At 48.7% G+C, this 26,109-nt stretch carries 24 protein-coding genes and 1 pseudogene; 11 read left to right on the forward strand and 14 right to left on the reverse strand.

The features are described from left to right. Nucleotides 1–18 precede the first annotated feature (18 nt). Nucleotides 19–312, reverse strand: coding sequence for a hypothetical protein (locus RHD99_RS12425; RefSeq protein ID WP_183271511.1), 294 nt, complete (start codon nucleotides 310–312; stop codon nucleotides 19–21). Nucleotides 313–450: 138 nt separating this feature from the next. Between RHD99_RS12425 and RHD99_RS12430 the strand changes: the two genes are divergently transcribed. Beyond that, nucleotides 451–861, forward strand: a complete 411-nt coding sequence (locus RHD99_RS12430; RefSeq protein ID WP_309874165.1) for a GFA family protein — start codon at nucleotides 451–453, stop codon at nucleotides 859–861. A gap of 37 nt (nucleotides 862–898) precedes the next feature. Here RHD99_RS12430 and RHD99_RS12435 read toward each other — a convergent pair whose 3' ends face one another. Then, nucleotides 899–1,921, reverse strand: coding sequence for a DUF2157 domain-containing protein (locus RHD99_RS12435; RefSeq protein WP_309874167.1), 1,023 nt, complete (start codon nucleotides 1,919–1,921; stop codon nucleotides 899–901). A gap of 101 nt (nucleotides 1,922–2,022) precedes the next feature. Here RHD99_RS12435 and tam point away from each other — a divergent pair, with 101 nt between their 5' ends. Further along, the gene (tam, locus tag RHD99_RS12440; protein WP_309874169.1) at nucleotides 2,023–2,799 is read left to right on the forward strand and encodes a trans-aconitate 2-methyltransferase; all 777 of its coding nucleotides are present in this window, start codon (nucleotides 2,023–2,025) and stop codon (nucleotides 2,797–2,799) included. A gap of 261 nt (nucleotides 2,800–3,060) precedes the next feature. On the opposite strand, the gene RHD99_RS12445 is transcribed toward tam, so the two are convergent. The 3 genes from RHD99_RS12445 to RHD99_RS12455 all read right to left on the reverse strand — a co-directional run bounded on the left by RHD99_RS12445 (nucleotide 3,061) and on the right by RHD99_RS12455 (nucleotide 5,652). Next, a complete protein-coding gene (locus RHD99_RS12445; protein WP_309874171.1) occupies nucleotides 3,061–4,029 on the reverse strand; it encodes a DUF3829 domain-containing protein in 969 nt (322 codons plus the stop codon). 212 nt (nucleotides 4,030–4,241) lie between these two features. Next, nucleotides 4,242–4,838 (reverse strand): LURP-one-related family protein, encoded by a 597-nt coding sequence (locus RHD99_RS12450; RefSeq protein WP_309874174.1) that lies wholly within the window; start codon nucleotides 4,836–4,838, stop codon nucleotides 4,242–4,244. Between the two features lie 379 nt (nucleotides 4,839–5,217). Then, nucleotides 5,218–5,652 (reverse strand): multidrug/biocide efflux PACE transporter, encoded by a 435-nt coding sequence (locus tag RHD99_RS12455; protein WP_309874175.1) that lies wholly within the window; start codon nucleotides 5,650–5,652, stop codon nucleotides 5,218–5,220. A 109-nt stretch (nucleotides 5,653–5,761) separates the two neighbouring features. Between RHD99_RS12455 and RHD99_RS12460 the strand changes: the two genes are divergently transcribed. Beyond that, the gene (locus RHD99_RS12460; RefSeq protein ID WP_183271967.1) at nucleotides 5,762–6,628 is read left to right on the forward strand and encodes a LysR family transcriptional regulator; all 867 of its coding nucleotides are present in this window, start codon (nucleotides 5,762–5,764) and stop codon (nucleotides 6,626–6,628) included. A 5-nt stretch (nucleotides 6,629–6,633) separates the two neighbouring features. Here RHD99_RS12460 and RHD99_RS12465 read toward each other — a convergent pair whose 3' ends face one another. Then, nucleotides 6,634–8,598, reverse strand: a complete 1,965-nt coding sequence (locus RHD99_RS12465) for a peptidase U32 family protein (RefSeq protein WP_183271516.1) — start codon at nucleotides 8,596–8,598, stop codon at nucleotides 6,634–6,636. Between the two features lie 540 nt (nucleotides 8,599–9,138). Between RHD99_RS12465 and RHD99_RS12470 the strand changes: the two genes are divergently transcribed. The 3 genes from RHD99_RS12470 (at nucleotide 9,139) to RHD99_RS12480 (ending at nucleotide 12,784) form a co-directional block, all read left to right on the forward strand. Beyond that, the gene (locus RHD99_RS12470; protein WP_183271517.1) at nucleotides 9,139–9,360 is read left to right on the forward strand and encodes a hypothetical protein; all 222 of its coding nucleotides are present in this window, start codon (nucleotides 9,139–9,141) and stop codon (nucleotides 9,358–9,360) included. A 234-nt stretch (nucleotides 9,361–9,594) separates the two neighbouring features. Next, a complete protein-coding gene (locus RHD99_RS12475; RefSeq protein WP_309874178.1) occupies nucleotides 9,595–11,532 on the forward strand; it encodes a putative bifunctional diguanylate cyclase/phosphodiesterase in 1,938 nt (645 codons plus the stop codon). Between the two features lie 85 nt (nucleotides 11,533–11,617). Further along, a complete protein-coding gene (locus RHD99_RS12480; protein ID WP_309874180.1) occupies nucleotides 11,618–12,784 on the forward strand; it encodes a benzoate/H(+) symporter BenE family transporter in 1,167 nt (388 codons plus the stop codon). Here RHD99_RS12480 and RHD99_RS12485 read toward each other — a convergent pair. Beyond that, nucleotides 12,764–13,636: an AraC family transcriptional regulator gene (locus RHD99_RS12485; protein ID WP_309874182.1), complete on the reverse strand. Its 873-nt coding sequence runs from the start codon at nucleotides 13,634–13,636 to the stop codon at nucleotides 12,764–12,766. The genes RHD99_RS12480 and RHD99_RS12485 overlap by 21 nt on opposite strands. Before the next feature lie 187 nt (nucleotides 13,637–13,823). On the opposite strand from RHD99_RS12485, the gene RHD99_RS12490 reads away from it, so the two are divergent. Then, nucleotides 13,824–14,729 (forward strand): DMT family transporter, encoded by a 906-nt coding sequence (locus RHD99_RS12490; RefSeq protein ID WP_183271521.1) that lies wholly within the window; start codon nucleotides 13,824–13,826, stop codon nucleotides 14,727–14,729. Between the two features lie 47 nt (nucleotides 14,730–14,776). On the opposite strand, the gene RHD99_RS12495 is transcribed toward RHD99_RS12490, so the two are convergent. Then, nucleotides 14,777–15,445, reverse strand: a complete 669-nt coding sequence (locus tag RHD99_RS12495) for a DUF3313 domain-containing protein (protein WP_309874184.1) — start codon at nucleotides 15,443–15,445, stop codon at nucleotides 14,777–14,779. A 195-nt stretch (nucleotides 15,446–15,640) separates the two neighbouring features. On the opposite strand from RHD99_RS12495, the gene RHD99_RS12500 reads away from it, so the two are divergent. After that, on the forward strand, nucleotides 15,641–16,033 hold the full coding sequence (locus tag RHD99_RS12500) for a VOC family protein (protein WP_309874186.1): 393 nt from the start codon (nucleotides 15,641–15,643) through the stop codon (nucleotides 16,031–16,033). Here the strand turns inward: RHD99_RS12500 and tehB are convergent. Together tehB and tehA are read right to left on the reverse strand one after the other, a co-directional pair. Continuing rightward, nucleotides 16,030–16,617: a tellurite resistance methyltransferase TehB gene (tehB, locus tag RHD99_RS12505; RefSeq protein ID WP_374708434.1), complete on the reverse strand. Its 588-nt coding sequence runs from the start codon at nucleotides 16,615–16,617 to the stop codon at nucleotides 16,030–16,032. The two genes, RHD99_RS12500 and tehB, sit on opposite strands and share 4 nt — an antisense overlap. Before the next feature lies 1 nt (nucleotide 16,618). Further along, nucleotides 16,619–17,607: pseudogene (tehA, locus tag RHD99_RS12510) on the reverse strand (dicarboxylate transporter/tellurite-resistance protein TehA). Nucleotides 17,608–17,727: 120 nt separating this feature from the next. Between tehA and ydcK the strand changes: the two are divergent. Continuing rightward, a complete protein-coding gene (gene ydcK, locus RHD99_RS12515; RefSeq protein ID WP_309874189.1) occupies nucleotides 17,728–18,657 on the forward strand; it encodes a YdcK family protein in 930 nt (309 codons plus the stop codon). Between the two features lie 23 nt (nucleotides 18,658–18,680). Here the strand turns inward: ydcK and rimL are convergent, their stop codons facing one another. Next, entirely contained in the window at nucleotides 18,681–19,193 is a 513-nt protein-coding gene (gene rimL / locus RHD99_RS12520; protein WP_309879152.1) for a 50S ribosomal protein L7/L12-serine acetyltransferase, read from the reverse strand. 233 nt (nucleotides 19,194–19,426) lie between these two features. Between rimL and hpxO the strand changes: the two genes are divergently transcribed. Beyond that, on the forward strand, nucleotides 19,427–20,584 hold the full coding sequence (hpxO, locus tag RHD99_RS12525) for an FAD-dependent urate hydroxylase HpxO (RefSeq protein ID WP_309874191.1): 1,158 nt from the start codon (nucleotides 19,427–19,429) through the stop codon (nucleotides 20,582–20,584). Nucleotides 20,585–20,702: 118 nt separating this feature from the next. Here the strand turns inward: hpxO and RHD99_RS12530 are convergent, their stop codons facing one another. The 3 genes from RHD99_RS12530 to RHD99_RS12540 form a co-directional block, all read right to left on the reverse strand. After that, a complete protein-coding gene (locus tag RHD99_RS12530) occupies nucleotides 20,703–22,358 on the reverse strand; it encodes a glucan biosynthesis protein D (protein ID WP_309874193.1) in 1,656 nt (551 codons plus the stop codon). 208 nt (nucleotides 22,359–22,566) lie between these two features. Further along, the gene (locus tag RHD99_RS12535) at nucleotides 22,567–23,343 is read right to left on the reverse strand and encodes a transporter substrate-binding domain-containing protein (RefSeq protein WP_309874195.1); all 777 of its coding nucleotides are present in this window, start codon (nucleotides 23,341–23,343) and stop codon (nucleotides 22,567–22,569) included. A gap of 12 nt (nucleotides 23,344–23,355) precedes the next feature. Beyond that, complete coding sequence (locus RHD99_RS12540; protein WP_309874197.1) at nucleotides 23,356–24,525, reverse strand: pyridoxal phosphate-dependent aminotransferase; 1,170 nt, start codon at nucleotides 24,523–24,525, stop codon at nucleotides 23,356–23,358. 184 nt (nucleotides 24,526–24,709) lie between these two features. Between RHD99_RS12540 and RHD99_RS12545 the strand changes: the two genes are divergently transcribed. Then, a complete protein-coding gene (locus tag RHD99_RS12545; RefSeq protein WP_309874199.1) occupies nucleotides 24,710–25,570 on the forward strand; it encodes a LysR substrate-binding domain-containing protein in 861 nt (286 codons plus the stop codon). Nucleotides 25,571–26,109 lie beyond the last annotated feature (539 nt).

The following is a 26,109-nucleotide window of genomic DNA, read 5'->3' on the forward strand; positions in this document are numbered from 1 at the left end:
GATGCCGGGCCAGATTTATTACGCGGTACGCATCGCTTTTATCTTCGAGTAACCGTACTCGAAAATCATGTCAGTGGTACACATAAAGACAATCACATCACCCGACCCGCATTCTTCCAGCGTTTCGTTTAATTCCGCATCAAACTCTTTCGACAGTTGCGGCATCAACATCTGCATGTCGCCTGGATAATCTTCATCTTCGTCTGCTGGCATATCTTCAATTTTTGAACCGCGCACCACATAAACCAACACGTTTTTGTCGTTGAACACGATTGGTGCACGCAGATGCTTGCCCGTAGGATGCTTAGCCATTTTGTTACCCTTTTGCTTTATGCTGGAAATTTGGCGCTATCCTCGCAAAAGATGATGCGAAAAGACAGTCTCAGTGTGATGACAAGCCGTCGTTACCCACTAAGCTTGTCGGATATCAAAACTGAAACTGAGGTTAATATGAATCAGAAAATGGCTGCGAAATGTCACTGTGGTGCCGTCGCCTTTACCGTAGAACTCACCGATGGATTTAATACCATTCGCCGCTGTAACTGCTCGTTTTGCCGCATGCGCGGCGCAATCGCAGTCTCAGCTCCGCTTTCTGGTATCGACGTTACCAAAGGCAAAGATAAACTGACTGAATACCGCTTTAACACCGGCGAAGCGGTGCATTTTTTCTGTTCCGTATGCGGGATTTACACCTTCCACCAACGTCGCTCCAACCCCGAACAATATGGCGTTAACGTTGCCTGCATCGAAGGGGTTTCTCCGTTTGATTTCCCTAAGGTCACCGTGATGGAGGGGGCTCATCATCCGAAAGATGGCGGGGGTGGCGTGGCGGGGTATTTGACCTTTACAGCAACACCATAAGTCGGGTGAGGATACCCATCGGTATCCTCATTAAGGACTAACGCCCTTCCCCAATTCGCCAAATTTTCTCCGCGTAGCGACCGACCAGCGTCAGCGAGATGGCAAGCAGCAGGAAGAAAATCACTTTGTTGGTGCCGTCCCAGAACAGTTCGAAATATCGCGTGTAGAGATTAATGCCGAGAAAAGTTAACCCGAACCCACGCAGCATGCCATCGTCGGTTTTCAGGCTTAACCAGATGCATGCCACTGCCGCCAGCGCAAACAGCAAAGACCAGTGCAACAGCTCAATTTGGCGCACGCTCTGCCAGATATCGACATCGTAATTGCCAAATATCGACAAAATCCACAGCGCGATAAACAGATACAGCAGCCCCATCGCTTTGCTGACGTTAAATAAATTGCGCTGCTGTAATGGCGTTTTAAGCAAGTAACAGGCTGCCAACAGCACGGCGCCGAATAACACAAACCGAATTGGGTAATTCATGCCGAGCCAATATGCCCCCCATCCCGAAGCATAGCCCGTTGAGGAGCCGAAGAAGCTGCCTAATGCCAGCAGACAAAAAAGCCAGATAAGCCCCGAACGCGCCAGGTAGCCCATCACGCCATAAATCGCACAGCCAAGTAAAAATAGCGGAGCGACATTCCCGCTGCCGTTATCCAGCGCCATGCCGACCTGAGATAAACTGAGCGCGGTGAATAACACGCCGAGGAACACAATCGCTTCATTGCTGTAGCGTTTTCCCGGCGTACGTTTTTGGCGCTGAAAACCCCACGCGTAAAAAGCTATGGCTATTATCGCCAGAATAATGGCGCGGGTGGCGTAGCCAAAATTAAACAGCAACGCCAACAGATATTCATCGGCGACCAGACTTCCGATGGCGATAATCACGCAAGCCAGCGCTACCCAGAAGGCGTAGCGGCTCATGCGTTGCCAGTCAAAAAGTTGCACCGAGAGATGTTGTTGCAGCCGCTGTTGTTCAGCCGCATCGATGACCCCTTCCTGACGCCAACCTTCCAGGGTGCGCTGGACGATCTTTTCCTGTTTGCGTGTTACTTTCATAAGGTTTTCCTGACCTGAATCCTGACGTCACGTTACAACATTTTGTCGTAACCTAAGACAGGACACATTCTGATTAGTGAATTTTAGCCGAGGATAAACCGATGCAGGACTGGAACCCCGCTCTCTATTTGCAGTTTGAAGCCGAACGCACCCGCCCGGCAGCTGAATTGGCCGCACGACTCCAGCACCCTGGTGCGCAACATGTTTCTGATTTGGGTTGTGGCCCCGGTAACAGCACCGCACTGTTGCGTAAAGCGTTCCCACAAGCGACGGTCACGGGCGTTGATAACTCCCCGGCGATGCTGGAAAAAGCGCGAACCGCTTTGCCTGATTGCCAGTTTGAGAACGCGGATGTGGCGCTATGGCAGCCGGAGGTGAAGCAAGATGTCATTTATGCTAATGCGTCTTTGCAATGGCTGGGCGACCATACAACGCTGTTTCCACATCTTGCCGCACAACTCGCCGACAACGGAGTTTTAGCGGTACAAATGCCGGATAACTGGCAAGAGCCGACCCACACACTGATGCGCCAGGTGGCTGCTGAGTTGGGTAGACCGGATTCAGGGCGCGAAGCATTACTGGACGCACAAGAGTATTACGATGTGCTGGCGCAATCAGGTTGCACGGTGGATATCTGGCGTACCACCTATTTCCATGTGATGCCGTCTGCGCGAGCGATTATTGAGTGGCTTAGTTCTACCGGTTTGCGCCCGTATCTCGCAAACCTTGATAACATTCAACAGCAGGCGTTTCTTGAGCGTTATCACGCACTTTTACAGAAAGCCTATCCGCCACAATCCGATGGCAATGTGCTGATGTTGTTCCCGCGTCTGTTTATTGTGGCGCGAAAAACGGTGGCATTAAAAACTACAGAGTAGCCCTCATCTGGCGCAATGCTTCGACATCCTGCAAAGGGGCTGCGCCAAACCTGGAATGGCCCTCAAGAAACAGGTCTATTTTGCCAGCTCAAAACTTTAAGTTTCTTATAAGACATGCCAGATATTTCGGGCTGGGCTGTCGCTATTTTCGTGGAAGGCATTGATTCAGGATTTATTTATTCAATAAATCCTGTTGCAGGACACCCCTACTTTATAAAGCCAGCAAAACAATGCCCCCTGCAATTTAATAATGCAATGGAATCATCTACCTACCATTTGATTGTACTCACCTATCGCATCATTATAAGATTTAATCATCTTATTATAATGCTTTGGATCCTTACGCGTTTCACGATATTCACCTGTAAAAGTAACCAGTGAAGCATGAACATCATCCCAATTATCGCGATAGGTTAGTTTATTTTCGTCTTTGCGGATATTATATTCTTTATCCATAGCCTCAAGCGTAGTATCTAATTCTGCCAACAAAGAGTTAGCCTTGTTAATTTTGTTTTTATTTTTAAAATCATCAAAACTTTCAAATTGCTGTATTATTTTTTCTGCTTTATCTAGTGCCTGGTTAGTATGCCACTCTAGCATTTGCCCATTTTCTTTAAATGAGGCCATGCGTTTCTCTTTTTCTTTTTCCATGACGTCATCCATTGACTTAACAAAATTATGTTGTGCAACAATTAATCTTTCTTGACCTTCGTTGTATTTTAACAACAACATCTTGCCCTTTACACCATTATCATCTTCATATTTTTTTGCTTTGTTATAGGCTTCCAGTTCTTGCCAGTTAGGCAAGTATTCGTCAATAATGCCCAGATATTCTTTAGCAACTTCGTCGACCCCATCTACTGTGTCTGGCTTAGAAAGAATCCCCTGAATGGTATCCCTTGCATCTTTGAATATGTATGACTTATCGTTAATTGCTTTATAATCTCCTGATTTTGCTTTAGCGACATCCTGGACCCTCCACTTTTCAAAGGTTTCGTCGTCGCGATGAAAATAATCCCCAAGTATATTATAAAGATTGACATATTTATTTATTTTGTCACTGACAGATGCTTCCGTTGAAACGTGTGATTTATTTTCTTCAAGCGAGACTTGTGGTTTATTTTTCTCAGCCGAGGCTTGTGGTTTTTCGATAGTATTCTCTGACTGGTCACAGGCAGTAACCCCAAAAAATGACAATGCAACCATGAGCGAAATTATTTTATTTTTCATAACCTAAACCATTTGGTAAAATACTTAAACAAAATCAAAGAGTATTACCCGCCAGCCTTAATATTCCCACATAATTCAGTCTGGTCACATGAGAAAAAAGCTCGCGAATTTTTAATGCCTTCATGACTCTTACAAACTAAGCGATAACGTGCACACTTATGTCTGGTCCTTAGCAATAACATTACCTGCAGATGTAACACTACATTGTGCAATTATTCATTACAGGCAATATCAACAGCAATTGCTGAAGCTATCAATAATTCACGCAGCATAGAGTCAACAGCAATATTATCTTCAATTTTCAGGTGATAACTGTCTTTCGTTGTAAATAACTCCGTTAATATCCCTTCCCCCTTTCCCTTAGAAAGAGTGGCAAGTGATTTTTCACCATCTTTTATATTGAAATCCCAATCGGCCCAATCACCTTTAATAACAAAAAGTATCTTCCCGTCTGGAGCATACATAGTGAGATGAGCATGTAGTAGCGAAAATCTCTGCTTAAGAATACCTATAAGGTTATTTTTAGCATCAAAGATCTGTACTTTTGATACTAAAATGGCAATTCCTCGCCTAAGAGAAACGATTGAGCGACCATCTTCAGTAACGATAGTCAGATCAAAAGGAGTACGACCTCGGTAACGCCGGTCTATCCTGAATAACTTCGTCAGCCAGCTAAGTTTTGGCTCCTGAGTATGCATTACTTTAGCTTTAGTTTCAGGAACGATAAATTCATACAGAAATGCTGAAGATGTCCAGAATACTTTTTCAGTTTGCACTTGATTTATTAAATAATTATTCCGATTAAGCATTGCTTTTAAACCTGATAGTTTTATTTTCTACGCGAATCTTACGTTTTGTTAACATCATCGTTTTCATGAAATAAACCAATGAAAGCGAACTAGTTGTATATTTTATCGAACGAAAAAAGAGATGCACTGAAAAAGTGTTTTTTAAAAACAGTGTTTGCTCATTTCTTCCTGTACGTACAACCGTTTTAGGAGGCTGCTTTGATAGATTCACCGCATTAAGAAATCGCCGGGCTATATATTGTTTTTTCTCGTGAGATTCTGTCCCGTTAACGACAGAAATATGCCAGGTGCTTGTGGTGCAAAATGATAGGGTTTCGCGCTGTTTTGAAGCAAAACGGAGGGGTAAAAAAAGAGCGCACCATCAAGGTGCGCTCACACATTATCTTTGCGCTAAATGTTGAAAACGACGGGCACGTAACGCATCGTAACCCCAGTTATAAACCACGCTATACGGCAGGAAGAACAGGAAGAAACCAATCTCGACCATAAACGCCTGAAGCAGGGTAATGTCGAGCATCCAGGCAGCTATCGGCAAGCCGATCAGGATAAAGCCCCCTTCAAACCCTACGGCGTGCGCCACACGCAACGGCACTCGGCGCTTTTGGCCGACGGGGAAAAACTTATCGAAACCTGCGTTATAAATCATGTTCCATACCATCGCGACGGTCGACAGCATAATTGACAGCGCGCCCATCTGGAACAGTGGCTTATCCATAATCCAGGCGGCTACTGGCGCACAAATCGCAATCGCGATAACTTCGAAACCCACCGCATGCACGATGCGTTCGGCAAATGTTCTTTTTTGAGATTGCATAATCCACTCCAGACTCAGTCATAACATTGTGACTATGTCGCACATTGTCATCGATATTAGTGATAGAATGAAGTCATTAGCCATCGATAAAAGCGATACATTGAGAATGATGAAATACTCTCCTGAATCCCTCGAAGCGTTTCTGCAAGCGGTTGAAACCGGCTCGTTCTCTGCGGCGGCTCGCAAACTTAAAAAGAGCCAGTCAACGGTGAGCAGTGCGATTGCCAATCTGGAAGCCGATCTCGGCTTGACGCTGTTTGACCGCCAGAGCCGACAGCCAATGCTGACCGAGCAGGGTAAGCATATTTTGCCGTACATCCAGTCGATTATGGCGGCAAGCGAGCGGCTCAATGAAGCCTCAGTGCGCCTGGGCTCGGATGTGGAACCGCGCCTGAGTTTTGTGCTGTCTGATGTCTGGCAAACGGCGCATCACGAATCCATACTCCAGCGTTTTTCGCAACGCTTCCCGGATATCGAATTTGAATGCCTGATTGCCGAAGATGAAGACGTTATCGACCTGATTCAGATTGGCCGGGCGCACGTTGGCGTGTTGCGTGTGCAGCCACGTTACCCGGTTGATGTCAGCGTGGCGCGTTTGCAGGTCGGTGCAGAAATGGCCATTTTTATTCATCGGCAGCATCCTTTGGCCCAGTTGAAAACTGTCGAAATGGACAGTTTGCAGACGGTCCGTCAACTTCGCCTGAGCACATTTACTGATCCAACTCGTAATAAAAGCGGCGGCCCGATGTGGTCTTCACCGTCGTTGTTGATGCTGCTGGAAATGGCGGAACAGGGGTTTGGCTGGGGGATTTTACCGCGTTGGTTGGTTAAGCAGTTTGGACACAATATCTTGCAGGAGCTGCCTGTTGCAGGCTGGCCGCAGCGCATTGAAGTTGATGTTATCTGGTCAAATAAAACGCCCCCAGGACTTGCAGGGCGTTGGATGATCGATCAGTTGCGGATGCAGGAAGGCTAAGAAGGTTATTTCTTCTGCTTCGGTAAGGTCTTTAACAACTCATCCGGGCTGATAGACGCCACCACATCGCTGCCCGGCAATGGCATTTTGAGGATGTGGTTCTTCATTTTGCCAATGACGTGCATTTCGCACGGCCTGCAGTCAAATTTCAGCGTCAACACTTCATCCTGATGCACCAGTTGCATCGGGGATGCTTTCCAGCTTTTCACTGAACCTTTCGCCTGTTTCGGGCACAAGTTGAAGGCAAAACGCAGGCAATGCTTGGTGATCATCACCGGCACATCGCCCTTCTCTTCGTGCGCTTCGTACGCAGCGTCAATCAATTTCACGCCGTAACGCTGATAAAACTCACGAGCTTTGTGGTTATAAACGTTCGCCAGAAACGTGAGATGCTCTTCAGGATAGACAGGTGCCGGTACGCTCACCGCTTTACGGCTGCCACGTTGGTACTGCTGCAAACGCGCGTCACTCAGTTCGTCAATCGCTTCGCGGCGTAACTGGTTAAGCTGGCTGTTAGGGATAAACAGTGCGGCGGGTAAATTCAAATCAACTTTGCGCGCCTGGTACATTGTCTGCCCCAGTTTTGCCAGGCTGTCACGCAGGTTGGCATAGGCTTTTTCCGGGTTATTCGCCACGTCAAACTGCCCTTCCAGCGTTTTGCTGACGCTGACGCCCTCTTCACTGGTAATGGTCAGAACCAGCTGTTCTTGCCAGCCGCTAAGCTCCAGATCCACCGCAATTCGGCGTTCGCTGGACGTTTTAGTCAGCGCCTGTTGCCAGTTGTGATCAAGGTTGCGGTTCAGCGGATGATTCGGACGCACGTTTTTCAGGGTTTCCGGCATCTCGTTTGGCCAGACGCGGTACTGATTTTTACCGGTTTTCTCCACCGTATTGGCGCGGAAACCTACAATTTCACGCTTAATCAACACATTCAGACCATCGCCGTTGGTCAAAGAATCCGTGACATTTACATCGAGGAAATCTTTACCCACTTTCAGCACTTCGCCCACTGGCAGGCCGATATATTTAGGCGAATCAAACGCGCCGATATCAATTTTACGCTCGTTAACAAAGTAATCCGTGCTACCGCGATGGAAGGTTTTATCCGGCGATGGGATAAAGAAATGCGACGTGACTCCCGCTGACGCGCGAACTAAATCCGTGCGCTGCTCCATTAATTCATCGAGCAACTGGCGGTAATACGAGGTGATGTTTTTCACATAGCTCATATCTTTGTAGCGCCCTTCAATCTTGAAGGAACGCACACCCGCATCAACCAGTGCCGCCAGGTTGGCGCTCTGGTCATTATCTTTCATCGACAGCAAGTGTTTTTCATAGGCGACAACGCGCCCTTGATCGTCTTTGAGCGTGTACGGTAAACGGCATGCCTGGGAACAATCACCACGGTTCGCACTACGCCCGGTCTGAGCGTGGGAAATATTGCATTGGCCGGAATACGCCACACACAACGCGCCGTGGATAAAGAATTCAATAGTGGCATCGACGTTTTCGTGAATGGCGCGAATTTGGTTGAGGTTCAGTTCGCGAGCCAGCACGATTTGCGAGAAACCGACATCAGAAAGAAACTTCGCTTTTTCTACGCTACGAATGTCGCACTGGGTACTGGCGTGCAATTCAATCGGCGGAAGATCCATTTCCAACACGCCCATGTCCTGCACAATCAGCGCATCAACACCCACCTGATACAGGTCGTGGATCATCCGGCGAGCGGGTTCGAGTTCGTTGTCATGCAAAATGGTGTTAAGCGTAACGAAAATCTTCGCCCCATAACGATGGGCAAACGGCACCAGTTCTGCAAGATCTTGCAGGCTGTTACCGGCATTATGGCGAGCGCCAAAGCCAGGCCCGCCGATGTAAACCGCATCCGCACCATGCAAAATAGCTTCGCGGGCGATGGCGGTGTCACGGGCTGGACTGAGTAGTTCGAGATGATTGGCGTGCAGGCGCATAGTGAATTTGTTTTCTGTGTTATGGGCGAAAGGCCGCTATTGTAGTCAGATTGGGCCTGCAATGCGATTCCTTCTTACCTTTCGATAATCCTCACGTCTTTCTGGAAATGGATAAATCCTAAAAAACGTTATTTTCATTACCTGCGCACTTTCATTCGGATATTTAAATAAATAAAAGTAAAGGAGTTGTAATTAATCCGACGAAAGCACAATGATATTTGCCAATGAGTTTATATAAAAAATAACAAAAATAATCTGAAAATGTCATTTTGATATAACAAATCAAAGCCATTGTTTTTTAAATCATAAAAATCAATCAGTTAAAACAGTTAAAAACACCAGGTCAGACCTCTTCTTTTGACATGACAACTCAAATACGATGCAGCCCATACATCAGGGGATACATCAGCCCCACTATTTCCTGATGCAGAAACTCAGTCATTATTAATAATAAATTATAGGTACACCGTTATGAAATTGATGATAAGCAAAGGCTGTATTGCTGTAATTGTATTGTCTCTCGGCCTGACAGGATGCGGAATGGATAATATGACGCCGACTCAACAAGCGTTGTTGGCAGGTAGCGCCGCGGCGGCCGTTGGTGGCATTGCGTACGGTATTCATAAAAAACATGAAGCGGATAAAGAAAAACACAAACACGACGACAAAAATGATAATGACGATAACGATGACAATTCACGCCATGCCCACCGCTATCATAATGAGCAATGTTACGACCGATATGGCGACTGGCGCTGTTAAGACGCCGCCTTCAAGATTCTTTTTCTAACCCCCGCGTGAGGTATTTCATTGCCACATCCAAAGAGAGAAGCTCTTGTGTGGCAATGTCATTAGTCTTAATAATGATTAACGGAGAGAGTGTTTTATAACATAAGGTTTTAATTTATAGTTGCACGGAGAAATAGTTTCACTACGTAATAACATTAACATTATTGTAGTAATACCATAAAAACCATGCAGCTTAGATGAATAAAAATGATAAAAAAAATAGATTACTCAAAGCTTTACCAGTCAGAAGGCACTAAGCTGTTATACAATAATTCGTTACCTGGCATTCTGATTACCTTTATTGCCTCAACCGTGCTTGCTTTCACTTTTGTCGACAGAAACGATTTTCAGGCAAAAACGACCTGGTGGCTGGTGATGACCTTGATCTTAGCCATACGGACTATTGATTCAAGGATGTGGACAAAAAGCCAAACCGAGGGAAACCCCAAAACCTGGTTGCTCCGATTTTCATGCGGTTGTTTACTCAGCGCTGTGATGTGGAGCGTCTATGCGGTTGTGTTCTACCCGACATTTTCTATTGAAGAATTGAGCACCACCAATGTCATTCTCGCCGCAATGGCCGGCGGTGCCAGCAGCCTGCTTTCTGCAAGTCTGCTGCTCGCGGCGCTATACAACATTATTATTCTGATGCCAATGTCAATCTTGCTCATGATGCAGCCTGAACAATATAAATTTAATCTGGGCAGCCTGGGGATTTGCTTCACAGTAATAATGATTATCTCATCTGCGCGCTCCGCAAATTATATTAAAGAAGCCATTTTATTGCGTTACAGAAATAAAAAACTCGTCTCACGCATGGAAGAAACCATTCGTATAAGAACCGAGGAAGTGTATGAGATTTCAAATAAAGATGCGTTAACCGGTTTATACAATCGCACGGCTTTTTTATCCGCAGTCGTTCGCGTAGAGCAAGACTTTAAGCAACATCATATCGAGGGGTTTTCAATATTCTTTATCGATCTGGATGGCTTTAAAAATATTAATGACACGCTCGGCCACAATGCCGGCGACAGCGTGTTGGTGAGTATCAGTGACAGGCTTAAAAGCTGTAACGCTGCCGACACGTTGATGTGCCGCTGGGGTGGTGATGAGTTTATCCTGCTGGTGAAAGAGAGCCGACATCAGGCAATCAGCGCTCTCGCGCAGCAAATTACAAACACCCTTTCGTTGCCCATTGACGTAGGCGGCCAAACTATCACTCTGAACGCGACCATTGGTATTGCGATCTGCCCAGAGCACGGCACTTCGATGACACGTCTTATTCAGTTGGCTGATATCGCTATGTATTCGCAAAAAGCCAAATATCCTGAGCGCGTTGCTTTTTATAATCTCGATCTGGAACACAATCTGCTGCGTAAAATCATGCTCAACGAGGCGTTAAAAGGGGCTCTTGAGCGGCAGGAATTTCGTCTTGTGTATCAGCCCATTGTCGACTCCGCAGGCCAGATTGTCAGTTTTGAAGCCTTGATGCGCTGGCGTTATCAAGACCAGGAAATCTCGCCGGTTGAATTTATCCCGTTGATGGAGCAAAGCGGTCGCATCGTCGAAGTCGGTATTTGGGTATTGGAAGAAGCCTGTAAGACGTTGGCAAAGATGCGCCAATGCAATGCAGATATTTGCATGTGCGTGAATATTTCGCTCATTCAATTTTATGATAAAGGCTTTGTTAATCACGTTAAGCGGGTTATCGAACAATACGCAATACCCGGGCATTTGCTGCATCTGGAAGTGACTGAATCGATATTCCGCTCCGACCAAATGCAAATTAACCAAAAAGTGAGCCAGTTACAGCAGTGCGGCGTGAAGTTATCTATCGATGATTTCGGAACGGGTTATTCGAGTCTTTCCGTTATCCAGAATATGAATATCGATTACATTAAAATCGACCGTTCCTTTATTCAGCATATTGAACAAAAGGGTCTGTCTATTGTGCAGGCCGTGATGAATATGTCCAAAAGCCTCAACTTTATGGTGATTGCTGAAGGCGTGGAAACGTATAAACAGCGCCAAATACTTGAACAATGCGGTATTCCCTATATGCAGGGTTACTATTTTTCCCGTCCGATGGAACAATCGGAAGCGTGGAATTATCTCACCGCCGCGTCCAGTGAAATCCAGTATTAACGTGCAGATTTTTCAATATACACCGGGCTGTTGTTAACGGTTTGTAATGTTATAGTCCCGTGACGCTATAGCAGAAAGGGAAAAAATGCGCACACTATCCATTCCGTTACCCACGGTTTTAACCGGGTTTGTCGCCGTATTAGTCGGCTACGCAAGTTCAGCCGCAATCATCTGGCAGGCCGCTGAAGCCGCAGGTGCCAACCCGATGCAAATCGCGGGTTGGCTTACGATGCTGGGAATTGGCATGGGTATCAGTACCCTGGTGCTGACGATTTGGTATCGCACGCCGATTCTCACCGCCTGGTCGACGCCAGGTGCCGCGTTACTCGCCACCAGCTTACCGGGGCATTCGCTGAACGAAGCCGTTGGGGTATTTATCTTCGCTTCGTTTTTAATTCTGCTCTGCGGTGCGACCGGTTTGTTTGCTCGCTTAATGCGCCTGATCCCTTCGACATTATCGGCCGCCATGCTCGCGGGTATCCTGCTGCGATTTGGCCTTGATGCCTTTACGTCATTGCAGGGCAATTTTTTACTCTGCGTGAGTATGCTGCTTGGCTGGTTGTTGGCAAAAGCCTGGGCACCGCGTTATGCCGTCGTCGTTGCCATGGTTGTCGGCCTGCTGGTGTGCGTGATGAGCGGTAATCTGCAAAACGGCAGCGTGCCCGTTGCGATGGTGATGCCTGAATTTACGGCTCCGCACTTTTCGCTCGGCAGCCTGCTCGGTATCGGTATTCCCTTCTTTCTCGTCACGATGGCGTCTCAAAATGCGCCCGGTGTGGCGACGCTGAAAGCCTCTGGTTTTGACGTCCCTGTCTCACCGCTGATTGTCGTCACCGCCGCCATTGCCCTGTTACTGGCTCCGTTTGGCGTATTTTCAGTTTGTATTGCTGCGATAACCGCCGCAATTTGCCAGGGGTCGGAAGCCCATCCTGATCCTTCAAAGCGCTGGCTTGCCGCGGCGGCTGCGGGAGTATTTTATTTGCTGGCGGGTATTTTTGGCGGCTCAATAACGACGTTGCTCACCGCACTCCCGGTTGCTTACATCCACACTCTGGCGGGCCTGGCATTACTCAGCACCATCGCCGGAAGCCTGTACCAGGCGTTGAACCATGAACGAGAGCGCGATGCCGCGATAGTGACCTTTTTAGTCACGGCATCCGGGGTCAATTTATTGGGGATTGGTTCTGCTTTTTGGGGGCTGGTTGCGGGTGGAATGTGTTACGCGGTGTTCTCACTTTCCCGCCGCGCGTAGCTGCGAAGGCGTCACACCAAACGAAGCCTTAAAGCGATTGCTGAAATGACTTGCGGAGCTAAACCCGCAAGCCATCGCAATATCGGTAAGCGTAAACGGGCTATTTTTCACCAGGTTTTCGGCGCGTAGCATGCGCCGTTGCATCACATATTGATGAGGAGCGAGTTGTGTGGATTGCTTGAACATTCGTGCAAAATGAAACTCGCTCAAACCGGCTTCCAGCGCCAGTTCGGTCAGCGTCAAGGGTTCGCTAAGATGCTGTTCAATGTAGGCCTGGAGATTGCGTAACACTGCGGGTGCCAGCCCTCCACGGACATTCGGCAAGCGCCATTGCACGTTGCTGTAGGTCTGAATCAAATGCGTCAGTAACAAGGTTGACGCCGTGCTAAGCGTGAGATGGTTCGCCCGTTGTTGCCAGTCGCTACTTAACAGAAAATGACGATATAACTGCGTGATGCGCGGGTCCTCGCTGAAGATTTTCTCATCAAGCTGAATAGACGCCGGACTTCGATCCCAGATTTGCTCCGCAATGCTGCGCAAATGCGCATCCGTGCAATACAGATGTACAAACGAAAAATGATTGCGGATATCCCAGGTCGTTTCGACATCTTGTGGCATCAGGCAAAACCGGTCAGGCCCACCGCCGTTTTTCCAGCCGGATGAGGTTTTATGATAGGTTTCCTGGCCCTCATTCACATACATGCTCAACGTATGGTGATCGCTGCATTGCGTTACACGATCAAGGCTGTTTGACCACGCCGACAATTGGATGCCCGACCCCAGCTGCACGTTATCTTCCAGCACGGCATTGTGCTGGCGAAGATTTTCAAAAGCGTTATACGGCTGGGTCATCGTGAAATACCATCAAAGTTCAGAAGTGCCAGTTTAAGTAGTGCGCAAGTCTGTTACCAGATTTAAAGCATGACAATAGTCTGGCAGGTAAAAAAAACCGCAAGAATATGCAAGCCGCGCAAGCAAATGAAAGCATGCGATTGTGCATTCGCCGATACTCCCCCTATCCGTTTGGGGAGACAACAACATGAATGCGTTACTTTATATTTCTGTGGTGGTGATTTGGGGGACGACCTGGCTTGCTATCTATATGCAGCAAGGCGTGGTCTCAGTGCCCGTTTCAATTTTCTGGCGTTTTGCCGTGGCGGCGGTGGTGATGCTGGTCGTGCTGCGCTCGTTGGGGCGGTTACGTCGAATCAGCTTGCGGGATCACCTCTTCTGTATGCTGCAAGGCGGCTGTGTTTTCGGCTTCAACTTCGTCTGTTTTTATCATGCTGCGGCGTACATCAGCTCAGGGCTGGAGTCGGTGATTTTTTCCATGGCGGTACTGTTTAACGCGGTCAATAGCATGATTTTCTTCCGTCAGCGCCCTCATAAAAACTTGCTGCCCGCAGCGGCACTCGGTATTTCTGGGGTCGTCGCACTGTTCTGGCACGATCTGGTCGCCACACAACTGGCGCCCTCACTGCTGTTAGGCATCGGATTAAGTGCGCTCGGCACGTTTGGGTTTTCGCTCGGTAATATGATAAGCGCTCGCCATCAACGCCGTGGTCTGGAGACGCTGTCGACCAACACCTACGCCATGTTTTATGGCACCGTCATTATGGGCGTACTGGCCATCCTGCGTGGCGATTCGTTTATGCCCGAGTTCACACTGCGCTATATGGGCTCGCTGTTCTATCTGGCGATTTTTGGCTCGGTGATTGCCTTCGGTGCCTATTTCACGCTCGTTGGGCGCATCGGTGCCAGTCAGGCGGCTTACAGTACATTGCTGTTCCCGCTCGTCGCGCTCACTCTTTCGACCCTTTATGAAGGCTATGTCTGGCACAGTAACGCCATTATCGGGCTGGTGATGATTCTGCTTGGCAATTTGGTGATGTTTTCAAAACCGGGGATGTTTAACTTCCTGACCGGACGCAAACGTACCGCGTAAGAATGAAAAAGGGAGCTTAGCTCCCTTTCGCATCACGGGTATCGTCGTTAAATCTGACTGGTATCGAATACGGTGGCATCGGCTGCCAGGTTATCAATCACCTGCTTGAGGGTGTCAACCGTCATCATAGCCCCTTCGTTATTCAAATTTTTACCTTCGCCCTTGCGCACCACTCGCATCACCGGTTTATTGGTGGCCGCATCGATCAACTCAGCCTCGTAATAGAGGTTGGTGTTCATGGTACGGTGGCCCGTTGCCGCTTGCGTGCCGGCTACAACCAGCGCGATAGGCACAACTTCATAGAATTGCAGGCCTTCTTTAGAGCAATCCACCGCGGTAATTGCACTGCGGAAAATCAAACTGTGTGGGCCGGGTTTCGCCACCAGTGGCTTACGAGACTCCGCCACAGCTTTAAGTTTGGTGTTGGTGTAGTCCAACAACGCCACCAGTGTTTTTTCGCCAATTTGAGTTGACGGTTTTGGCTCTGGATAATAGATGACGGAGTGATAAACAACACTGTCGTATTGGCTTCCTTTAAAGTCAGGGTCGACCCAACGCATAATGGTTTTACCCGATCCCGATGTCGTTTCCTGTAGCGCCGAATAATCTTTTAAAAACCCCGAATATTTTTCAGGTGCCGGTACCGAAGAAGCACAACCCACTAACGCGATTATTCCAGCCAGGTAAGCCGTTCTAAAACATATTGTTAGCTTCATTAAAATTCCCTTTAAATTACAATTAAGTACGCGTGTTATAGCAATAAAAAGGAAAATCATAAAAGCTGAAAAATGCTGATTATTTAAAAAATAAACCTTGCTGATTAATATTTTCTCATTACTCTTAGGAGAGCAATAATTATTTTACATGCATGATCTAATATATATATTAACTACAAATAATAAGGATTAAACATGACACCTCATCTGCGCATTGCACGACCGGTCACCGACCTCGCTCAAAGTAAAGAGATGTACTGTCTGGGGTTAGGTTTGCAGGATCTCGGGGGCTTTCACGAACACGATGGCTTCAGCGGCATTATGCTGGGGCGCGACGATTTAAGCTGGCATCTGGAATTTACCGTTTGCCACCGTCATCCGGTCGAACCTTCTGCCACCGTGGACGATCTGTTAGTGCTTTATTATCCAGATAACGCGCAATGGCAAAAAACCTGCCAGCAAATGCTGGAGGCAGGTTTTTTAACCATTAATAGTTTCAATCCGTACTGGGATGTCGCCGGACGAACATTTATTGATAACGACGGTTATCGCGTTGTGCTACAAAACCGCGCGTGGCCTGCGGTTTAAATTTTGCGTGCCAGCATAGTAGCAAAACGTAATTTAATGCGATTGCCTTGTTCATCGGTTTTATGCAACTCGCCGATATCTTCGTTGTATTTAATCAATTCCCAACCGGCATAATAATGACGCAGTTCGCCTTCGACAAAGGCAAATGGGAAACCGACGGTACAAGGGAAGTCCTCGGTATCCATTGCGGCGACAATCAGGTTATAGCCCCCTGCTTTGGTGCAACGCTGCATATCAGCAATAAGCCCTGGGATGGTGTTGCGTTCCAAAAACATCATCACCACGGTCGAAAGAATGAAATCGTACTCACCTTCAATCTGTAATGCGTTCAGATCGACCACATCGGTAATGATGTTTTTCAGCCCTTCCGCTTCAATAATCTTATTCAGGTTGCTGATGCTCATCTGGTTTTTATCCCAGGCCGTGACATCAAACCCTTTTTGATTCAGATACAGGCTGTTGCGCCCACTGCCACAGCCGAGATCTAACGTTTTTCCTGGCGGGACGATCGTTACCGCATTCAGTACTTCGGAGTGGGTGCGTGTTAAACCGTATTTCTCGGTGTAGTAATTTTCAGAAGCCATCTTAATTTGTCCTTTTTGCAGGCCGTTCACTACGCAACAGGAATTTACCCTGATAAAGCAGAACAATCGTGCGCAGTAACAACAGGCCAATAATAATATTGGTGACGATAAACAGCGGCAGCGCAATGGCGGTAAAAAGCCCGTCATTGCTGCTATGGCTCAGATGCAACGCGGTGGTTGCAAGGGCCGAAATACCAAACGAGAAGCTCCAGAACGACGCGTTAAATGGCTGCGACAAATACCAGGGTATCAGGCGCAACATAAACAGCAGTTGCAGCAGTCCATAACCAAACAGCATTTTGGCGAAGAAATCCGGGTTTCCACCGTTAACACTCAGGTAAGCATTACACGCCACCAGCGCCGGAGCGAGTTGGATACCCAGTGATGAACGCGTGGGAGCGGGCAACTCACCGCCACTTCGCAAACGCTGCAAAATCGCAGGTTCCAGACTCAACCAGGAAAACACCCCGCCCCGAAGAATAAAATCCCAAGGTCATGATACCCCAACGCTCCGCAAGCCATGGCACTGATGAAATTATTTGCGACTGTCGGCAAATAAAGGCCGGGCGTGGTGTCACTCGCCGGAAGACGGCCTCGCCACAGTCCCGCACTTTGCCAGGCAGCGTAAATCAATTGCACCAACGCGCCGAAGGCAAACAATCCTACAGCAAGAGGACGAATATAAGGCTCAACTGCGATCGCAACCAGCATCGTGGTTGCAGGGAACAAGCTGACAAAGCTCCCCTTTAAACTGTGGTTAGCTTCTTCGAGAACGCTCTGCGGATATTTCACCAGACGCATAATAAAAGCCGCTGCCAATGCCAGCCAGATGGCAATCGCCAGGCTCTCTAACGCATCACCAATGACTGGCGATACCGACCAAACTTTAGCGGCATAACGCCAAGCGAAACCCATGCCGATAACGCCAAGGACGATACCAAAATACCCTGCCGGGAGATTTAGCATGGTACGAATTGCTGACTTATTCATTAAGTTGAAATCTTAAAATTTATTTTAGATCGTATTTTATGCGAATGCGCGTCAGAACGCCATCTGGGGATTTACCTGCTACGTTTTATACAGAGTCTGGAAAACACTGAGGCGTATCGGATGAACAAGTATCAGCTAACGGGTGATGCGAGGCTACATGATTATCTGATTGATGGAAAAAAGCAGCAGGTCAAACTGTGGCAGGTCATGGCACTGTGTGATTTCGGCGATGTTAAAGCCGGGCAACTGGGCGGCTGGATTGAAAACGAAGACAATCTCAGTCAGCACGGCCATTGCTGGATATATAGCAGCGAATGCGTAGTTTATGGCGGCTCAAGTGTCGCTGATGATGCGCAAATTCACGGCAGCTCTACCCTATGCCACCAGGCACACGTCAGCGGGAAAAGTTTCGTTGAACAATCACTGATCAGCGGTGAATGCCATATTTTCGATGCTGCTCGCATTCTGAATGGCAGCCAGATCATTGCCGTTCGTGGGCTGACCGCCGACGAAGACCAGTTACTGAAAATTTATGGCAACGCCACGGTTAACGCTTCCCGCGTGGTGCATCAGGCACAAATTTTTGGCCATGCCATCGTTAACAATGCTTTTATTGAACATCGTGCTGAAGTTTTTGGCCATGCCGTTCTGGAAGGCAACGACGAGAACAATATCTGGATTTGCGACTGTGCTCGTGTTTTTGATAATGCACGGATTATTGCCGGGCACGGTGACGACCAAATCCCAACCATTCGATACTCCTCGCAAGTTTATGGCAACGCGCTGATTGAAGGTGATTGCGTCTTAAAGCACCAGGTGAATATTTTCGATGACGCCACGCTTATCGGCGGGCCTATTCAGCTAGACAACCAGGTGCAAATCTACGGGCAGGCGCGCGTTACCGGCAATGTGCTCATCGAGAATAATGTGCAGATTTACGATAAAGCCGCCGTTGACGGGCTGGGCGGCGAGCTCATTCATATTCGCGGAATGAAAGATATTAACGGCGAACAACGTATTACGCGTTCACCGTTTTATGGACTGTTTTAAGAAAGGCGTTCGGATGAAACAACTTATTCCACACTGCCTACAATCCGCCCATAAATATTCTGGTCATGGAACTCGCCGTTTAAAAATTCGGCTTGCTTCAGACAACCTTCAAGGATGAAACCATTGCGTAACGCCACCTGATTACTGGCCAAATTGCTGACGATGCACTTAATCACAAAGCGGCGCACCACACCTTCGCGGGCATATTTTTCCACAATCGCCTGGATTGCGCGGGAAATAATCCCTTTCCCCTGGGCGTTTTTATCCAACCAGTAACCGATGTAAGCCACTTTATTAGTGGGCTCAATCTGGTTAAACGAAATGACCCCAACCATTTTCTGGTGCAGGAAGATCAGGAACATTTTCGCGTAGCCGCGATGATGCAGTAGGTAATTGCCCTGCGCCATTTTGCGCGAGTCTTCGACCGACAGCACATATTGCGGCCAGTCCATCGCCGTTTGTAGCCAGGTTTTATTCTTCTGCACCAGCGCAAAAATCTCATCCGCGAAACGTTCATGAATTGAGTGCAGCGTCATGCTGTCGTCAATGTTAATCAGGTCGTCTTGCCAGTTATCGGAACCCCGCACCCCGTCTCTCCTTTTTTCTCTATCAGAGGGAAATCATGGTGCAGAAAAAGCCGTTGCACCACTGCTACTCCCCACAATTGCACAATGAATTTGCAGTACACGGCTTACCGTCGCTGAACTGAACGATTCGCCACGCTGGTATAGATATTGCTTTACATCTTTGTAACCTAAAGGAGACACAGATGAAAGCGATCATAATAGGCGGCGGCATTGGTGGACTTACGGCGGCAATAGCCCTGAAAAGATGTGGCATAACAACGGAAGTCTATGAAGCGGTTAAAGAAATTAGACCCGTCGGTGCGGCGATTTCAATTTGGCCTAATGGCGTGAAATGTCTGAACTGGCTGGGTATGAAAGAATCACTCAAGCAGCTTGGCGGGGCCATGGAATTTATGGCCTACAAAGAGTGTGTTCACGGTCAAACTTTGACCCGTTTTAGTCTCGATCCTTTAATCAAAAGTGTGGGTGAACGCCCCTATCCTGTCGCGCGGGCCGAGCTGCAAGAGATGCTGATGGATACCTATGGCCGCGAGGATATTCAGTTTGGCAAACGCGTGACGAGAGTTGAAGAGTTTGATGGCGGTGTTCGGGCCTTTTTTGAAGATGGGCATGTGGCCGTTGGCGATGTATTAATTGCCGCTGATGGCACGCATTCTGCGATTCGGCCTTATGTTCTTGGCCATCAGACTGAACGCCGTTATGCCGGTTATGTTAACTGGAACGGCCTGGTAGAAATTGACGAATCTATTGCTCCGGCCAATCAATGGACGACGTTTGTTGGCGAAGGCAAACGAGTTTCTTTAATGCCCGTTGCCGGTAATCGCTTCTATTTCTTCTTTGATGTGCCATTAGAAAAAGGCTTACATGAAGATCGCAGCACCGTAAAAGCTGATTTAACACGCTATTTTTCCGGCTGGGCACCCGCTGTTCAAAAATTGATTTCAGCCATTGACCCTGGCACCACTAACCGAATAGAAATTCATGATATCGAGCCATTTATGCAGCTGGTTCGCGGACGCGTTGCGCTACTTGGCGACTCAGGTCATAGCACCACACCTGATATTGGTCAGGGGGGATGCGCAGCAATGGAAGACGCCGTGGTGCTGGCGGTTGCATTGCAAACCAACTCATTAGGTATCGAAGATGCGCTACTGCGTTACCAGGAAAAACGCGCTTATCGTGTTAAAGATCTGGTACTTAAAGCACGTAAACGCTGCGATGTGACTCACGGGAAAGATATGAGTGTCACACACAGTTGGTACGAAGAATTGAAAAGCGAAACCGGCGAACGGGTACTTTCCGGGATGCGCGAAACCATTCTCGGTGGGCCGCTGGAGTGATACCTGACACTGACTATTTTGGATGCCGCTTAAGCTTATTTGACCTGGCGAAACAGTTCGCGCATGTGAGATCCAGACTTTAAAAAGCCCCGTATTTATACGGGGCTATCTGGCTTACTTATTTCATTATGCGGTCATCAACGTATTTACGCTTATCCGGTGCTGGCGGGAAATAGTGATACAACCAGGTTTCACTGATGGCATCCCCCTGACAGCGCAGGAACATACGCATATCGACCGGGTCGGTAGAGTCGTCAGTCGGATACCAGTCAAACAGTATGCGGTAGCCGTTGAATGGCTCGACATACAAAATTTCAATCTGTTTGGCTTCGCCATTAGACAAAGTGATAACCGGCTCAATCCCTTTCGGTGCCGCCGCTTTCAAATCACCGCCAATAAAATCAATCGCGAAACGACGTGACCATTTCTCCGGGAAGTGCTCGCCTGGCGCCCAACCTTCCGGGAAGCTGCCCATGCCGGTACGCGTCGCGTAAACACGTGCCAGCGGCGATTGGATCGGCGGCAATCCGCTCCAGTACAAACGGTATTTAAACTCCAGTTCGTCCCCGGCTTTCACCGCTTTTTCCGGCTGCCAGAAGCAGACGATGTTATCCAGTGTTTCACCCGTGGTTGGGATTTCCATCAGGCCGATTGTGCCCTTGCCCCACTTGTTAAGCGGCTCAACCCACAGGCTTGGACGTTTGTTATACCACCCCATAATGTCCTGGTAGTTAGCAAACTCATGGTCTAATTGCAGCAAACCAAACCCTTTCGGGTTGTTGTCGGTGTAGGCGTTGTACTGCAACTTCTGCGGGTTATTCAGCGGGCGCGTCACCCATTCTCCGTTGCCACGCCACATCGCGAGGCGATCCGAGTCGTGAATTTGCGGGTGAATGGTGTCGCACATCCGGCGTTCGTTGGTGCCACAAGCAAACATACTGGTCATCGGTGCGATGCCGAGCTGTTTAATATCTTCACGCGCATACAGGTGATTATCGACATCCATCACCACGCGTTCAGCTTCACAACGGATGGTAAATTTATATGCCCCAGTGACGCTTGCGCTATCGAGTAGCGCGTAGACCACAAACTGGGTATCGCCCGCTTTCGCGGTTTCAAACCAGAACGAGGTAAAGTCCGGGAACTCTTCGAGTTGGTCGGTATAGGTATTTACCGCCAGTCCACGTGCAGATAAGCCGTATTGATAAGTGTTATCTACCGCACGGAAATAGCTCGCGCCGAGGAAGGAAACCACGTCGCGTCGCGCCAGTTCAGGGGCTTTAAAGGCTTTAAAACCGGCAAAGCCGAGATCAATCTGGCCTTCAAGCTGTTTGGTATCGACGCCCGCATCGTTGTAATTAAACAACTCCGGGCGGAAGTGAATTTCACGTGCCTGATGCGATGACGGGTCCACCGAGAACATGCGCACACGGCGACGGAAGCCCATCCCCACATGGAAAAACTGCACATCAAGCTGGCGGTTTTCAATGTTATTCCACAGAGAATGGTCGGCATCATATTGAATGGCGTTGTAAGCCTGAGGCGTTAAATTTGCCAGGGTGTCAGGCAATGGACGTGGTTTTCCGACCCAGGGTTTCTTCGACAGGTCATGGGCCATTGACTGGAGCACAGTGAAATCGAACGAAGTGGTACGACCATCGGCAATTTCAGACTCTGACGCGTAAGCGGCGCGTGAGAATAGCGTGGCAAGTGAAGTTGTGCCGCTGACTGCGGCGAGAGCCATGGAGGCTTTGATAAAACGTCTGCGGTTCATGCCTGAAAAATAGTCCTTCTTTGTCGATGTGTTTCGTCCCACCAGGGGCAGAAAAGCGGCAAAATCTAGATCGCACACTCTAGACAATATTTGCGACAAATCCAATCACCGACACAGACCTTTACGCATCGGCCCGCAATTTTTTCATGTACATGAGAATACGATGAAAAAACGGCTCACAATGTGAGCCGTTAATCGGGTGATGCGCCTATTTTACGCTGACATCAATACCCGGGAAATACTTCTCCGCAAGCGCGGTAATCGTGCCGTCGGCGCGTACTTTTTCGATAGCTGTATCCAACTGTTTCTTGGTTTGCTCATCGCCTTTACGCAGGCCATAACCAATCCCGCTGCCCAGAATCGTGTCATCGCTGACCGGTTTGCCGATAAAGCCAAAACCTTTGCCCTGCGGCTTACTCAAAAAGCCCGCCTGGCCCGCGGCGGACATCACCAGCGACGCATCGATTCGGCCATTGAGCAAATCACCCCATGCCATATTCTGGTCTTTGTAGGAAACGACGGTAACACCGTGTTTTTCCCAATGTTCCTTCGCATAGGTTTCCTGAATAGAACCTTGCAGAACACCGATGGTTTTGCCCTTCAGCCCTTCAGGTGTCGCTTCCATTCCACTGTCCAGCTTACCCACGAGTTGAGAAGGAATACGGTAGATTGGCTGGGTAAAATCAATACTTTTACGACGCTGTTCGGTGATGTTCATTGCCGAGTTAATAGCATCGAATTTCTTCGCCACCAGCCCTGGAATTAACGCATCAAATGAGGTTTCCACCCATGTGCATTTCAGGCTCGCCGCTTTACAAATCGCGTTCCCCAGGTCGATATCAAACCCTTCCAACTCCCCTGCCGAGTTACGGCTTTCAAAAGGTGGGTATTCAGCTTCCACGCCATAGCGCATTTCGCTTGCCGCAAATGTAGAGAATGAAGCACACATCCCAACCAACAAACTTAACGCATAAACTTTTTTCATTATGACCTCGTATCAGCGTGGCTTAACCTGGCAAAGTGCCTGAGCACCCGCACGTAACGTAGCTTCATCTTTAGCAAATGACAAACGAATCAACTTGTTGTCTGTCCCATCGGTATAAAACGCGGAGAGCGGAATTGTCGCCACGCCATATTGAGTAATTAAACGTTTAACCATTTCACTGTCGGATTCATCGCTGAAATGACTGAACTTCGCCAACAGGAAGAACGAACCCGCACTTGGCAGCAGCTCGAATGGCGACTCCGCCAATAATGACTGCATTAAATCGCGTTTACGTTGATAAAACGCCGCCAGCGACAAATAGGTATCCGGGTTTGTCATATATTCAGCAAAGGCATGCTGCATTGGCGTATCCGCGGAGAACATCAGGAACTGATGCACTTTGCAGATTTCCGACATCAGCTCTGCGGGTGCCAGGCAATATCCCACACGCCAGCCTGTCACATGGAAGGTTTTACCAAATGAGGAGACAATCACGCTGCGCTCGGCCAGCGCCGGATGCGTTGCCATACCGTGATGGCGTTCACCATCAAACACGATGTGTTCATAAACTTCATCGGACAAAATAATGATGTCGGTATTGCGCGTCAGTGCCGCCAGCATTTCCAGATCGTGCGCGCTAAACACTTGCCCGCTTGGGTTGTGCGGCGTGTTAACGATGATCATGCGGGTACGTGGGCTAATGGCGGCGCACACTTCGTCCCAGTTGACGGTGAAATCTGGCAACGCCAGTTTCAGTGCCACGGGTGTTGCCCCTTGCAGGCGCACAATCGGCGCGTAGCTATCAAAAGACGGTTCGAAGTAAATCACTTCATCGCCCGGATGGACTAACCCGCTGATGGCTGAATACAGCCCTTCGCTGGCGCTGGCGGTGATTAATATCTCATCATCAACGTCATAACGTGAGCCGTAAAGCGTCGCCACTTTTTCAGCAATCAACGTTTTTAACGGTCTGTAACCGGTCATCGATGCATATTGGTTATGGTTATCCTGCATCGCTTTAGTGACGCCTGCGATCAGTTGCGGGTCAGGTGAAAAATTAGGTGCGCCCTGGGAAAGATTGATGGCGTTATGTTGCGCCGAGAGTTGGCCGATAACGGTAAAAATGGTGGTTCCAACATCCGGTAATTTTGAACGAAGTTGCACCGGGGTTTGCATAGTCATGGCCGCTCCTGTGAATTTGTGTTTATAGCCAAAATAATTCGAGTAGCAGACAACGCACATGCAACTTGAAGTATGACGGATATATTTGCATAACTATTCAAACTGTAACCGATTGCTACCACAATCGAATTGTTGTCATAATAGCCATGCGAAAAATTCATAGCTCAATGGAGAGCCATCACATATGCGGCGCAATTTTCCTCTGAATACGGTTGATGCTTTCCTGGTGACGGCAAAACATTTGAATCTGACGCGCGCCGCCAAAGAGCTCTGTCTGACGCAAGGCGCGGTGAGCCGCAAAATATCGACCCTTGAAGAGTGGCTTGGCTATTCGCTGTTTGATCGTCATGCCCGGGGATTGCATTTAACGCCTCAGGGAAACGCTCTGCTGCCAGAAATGCAGCACGCCTTTGAACATTTGCTGAGTGTCGCCAACAACGCCTGCCTGAAATCCCGTGTGATTCGCCTGAAAGCCCCGACCTGCGCCATGCGCTGGCTGGTGCCTAAGCTTGTGCAACTTGAGAGCGCCGCCCCTGACATTCAGGTGGAGTTAACCACCACGGTTGAACATGGGGTTAATTTCAAAAACGAGTCTTACGATGCCGCTATTATTTTCGGCCAGCCTGACACTGGCGGCACGCTGCTGTTTGAGGAGTGCCTCACGCCGGTGATTAGCCAGCATTTGCTGCCGGATGAGCCGCTCACTGCCGAAATCCTGAGCCGCTATACCTTTCTGCATCCGACACGCGATCGTACCGATTGGTCACTGTGGCTGGCGCAAAATACCGATATCACGCCTGTTATGCATAAAAATCAACACTTCGACACTATGGATTTAGCCATCAGCGCGGCGATTCAAGGATTTGGTATTGCGATCGCCGATGTGACGCTGGTGGCGGAAGATTTGCGACGGGGCAGACTGGTGCAGCCGTTTGCAAGCAGTGTGAAAACCGGTGCATGTTACCGCTTGTCTTTGCGTCCAGGCAACGAAAGTGACGCCGGATTGGAGTCGTTTAAAGCGGGTTTACTGACGTTGAGTTTGTAGGGTTCCGGCCGTATATCCCTCTTATCAATCAGGAGAGATCTGCAATTCCGTCGATTTTCCGTTCACCAACACGGCTGGTTATCTCTGTAACCGTTGCTAACGGTGAACGTGCCAGGAGGGTTACGCCACCCTCCTGGCGACCTCGGCGCCCGGTTTTAAATTGCCGCTTCGCGGTAAACCCCAGCTTATCCCCAACGTTCAGGGTCGTTCGCGACTCGCTCCCGGCGATCGCTCACTGGCGTGGTTCCCGACCACGCCACCCTGACTTATGGGGAACGCTGGGGCAATTTATACCGGGAACAAGGTCAAAACCGCTTCGGCTTTCGACCTTAGCTTTTGACGTTGACGTTGGTTCCGGCTTCAATCGCGCCGTTTTTTACCCTTCAGTCGTGGTTGAGCCGCCGGGAGCGGCGAAAGAGAGCGATCGTCTGGAACGAATCGCGAACGACCGCGAATGTTGGGTGAAAAACGGTGTTTACCGCGCAGCGGCGATTGACTTGCCGGGAGTCCGGGTTCTTAGGGTGGCGACGGTGGCCACC

This window comes from Buttiauxella selenatireducens, from assembly GCF_031432975.1.
Lineage (GTDB): Bacteria > Pseudomonadota > Gammaproteobacteria > Enterobacterales > Enterobacteriaceae > Buttiauxella > Buttiauxella selenatireducens.